This window comes from Vibrio sp. 03_296, assembly GCF_002265885.1.
Window position 1 is genome coordinate 1 of the sequence record NZ_NPKW01000472.1, and the last position, 1,893, is coordinate 1,893.

Annotated in this window: 1 pseudogene; it reads right to left on the reverse strand. The window is 44.6% G+C overall.

What is annotated here, in order from left to right:
* Positions 1–503: 503 nt before the first annotated feature.
* A pseudogene (locus CIK04_RS25485) lies at positions 504–1,577 on the reverse strand (TRAP transporter substrate-binding protein).
* Positions 1,578–1,893: the final 316 nt, after the last annotated feature.

Genomic DNA, 1,893 nt, shown 5'->3' on the forward strand with positions numbered 1-1,893 from the left:
TATCTTGATCTTGCATCTGGTGATATCATACGAACTCCCCGTTTGATGTTCTGATGAATGTTGTAGTAACGGTTCGCCAAAACCGTTTGATTGCTTAGTTCTCAATCAATCTACCACATCTTTTTCCATTAGAACTGATAGCGGGTTTTTCGTGATCCCCCTCCTAATTTTTCCATTCGCAAGCGTTTTTTACGTGAGTTTTCTCACTTTATTGAGTTGAAAGTTAATAACAAATTGCACTTTGGTTATTTGTCAAACCTTTTATTGGTGATCTATATCTTGTTTTGTTGGATTTGAAATAAAAATAAATTGTGATGATGATCATTAAATACTTCTTTTGAGCTCTAATTAAGATTTTGAGTGACTTTTGTCACAATTGGGTTTTGGGTGGCTTTGTAGGATATTGTGATAAAGGTCACTATTTTGTTTGGCTGTAATTTTTKKACAGAACACAGTGAAGAAAAGAAGCACACATGGTGCTTCTTTTGGGCTAGGTGAGTGAACTACTGCGGGTTGGTGTCGAGATATGCTTTGGCGGAGATCGCCGTCCAAGCTCGCACTTTCTTCAGGTAGTTTTCTTGTGAAGTGATGATCTCTTTCGCGAGTGGATCTTTGGCGCCTCTTCCTCTAGCAACTCATTGGTTGCTTGTCGCATGGCTTGTAACACCGCTGGCGGAAAATCACGCACCTTGATGTCTGGGTATTCGCTTTGCATGGTAGCCCAGCTATTGGCATTGGCGTCGATCGCTTGGTTGTACATATCAAACGCCGCCACGCGGAAGGCGGTTTCTAGGATCACTTGCAGACTTGGTTARTAGTCTCCCAGGTCTTCTTATTCACTAAAAACTGCGTTTCTGAGCCCGGCTCATGCCACGCGGTATAGTAGTAGGGGCGATTTGTGGAAACCCATACGCAAGTCAACGCCGACCACCACTCCAATGCGTCAATGGTGCCACGTTCGAGTGATGTATAGAGTTCTCCCGGCGCAATATTGGTCGGTTTAGCGCCAACGCGTGCCAGCACTTCACCCGCAAAACCGGGGATACGCATTTTTAGCCCTTTCAGATCTTCAACGGAATTGATCTCTTTCTTAAACCAGCCACCCATTTGGATATCTGAGTTTCCGCCATGGAAATGAGAGCAAATTGTGCGGAGCATAAACTTTTTGCATCAGTTCCATGCCACCACCGTAATAGAACCACGCGTACTGCTCTGTGGTGATCATGCCAAAGGCATCGAAGAGAAATAGAGCGTGTTGGCACTTTCCCCTTCCAGTAATAAGAGCTGGAGTGGCCAAGATCATATTGACCAGACTTGACCATATCAAACACCCCCAATGGTGCTTTGTGTTTGTTGGCCGAATCGATGCGAATCTGTAGGCGACCGTTTGACATTTCTTCAGCGAGCTTAGCCATGTTTTTCGATGCGTCACCAAGGATCGGTGTATTCGGTCCCCAAGTTTCAGCCAGTTTTAAGCGATACACTTCTTCTGCAGCAAAARGTGAAAAAGAGAGCAGGGCAGTGGAAGCGATAATCGCACGTTTCAGAAAAGATCGGTTGGGCTTGATTGTCGGCATGACGTCCTCGTTTGTGTTGTTGTTTGCCAACAGATTCAAATTAGATGATTTTTCGTCAATAGAATAAAACCAGTCTAATGGGCTGTGATGAGACGAATATCTGTCATATTGAACAAAGTATGCACGGAGTATCGGTGAYTTTGACCGATCTGTTCAGTTGTTTGGCCGCCTGGCGCTCGTACTTTAAGAGGATTACTCTGATTGTAAAACTGCTGCTTAGGTCACGACATGGCAATGCATACGTGACCAAAAGCCATCAATTCATGCTTGATGAAGTGAGAGGTAGTGCCGCGCTTTAGCTGGCGTCATGTATTTG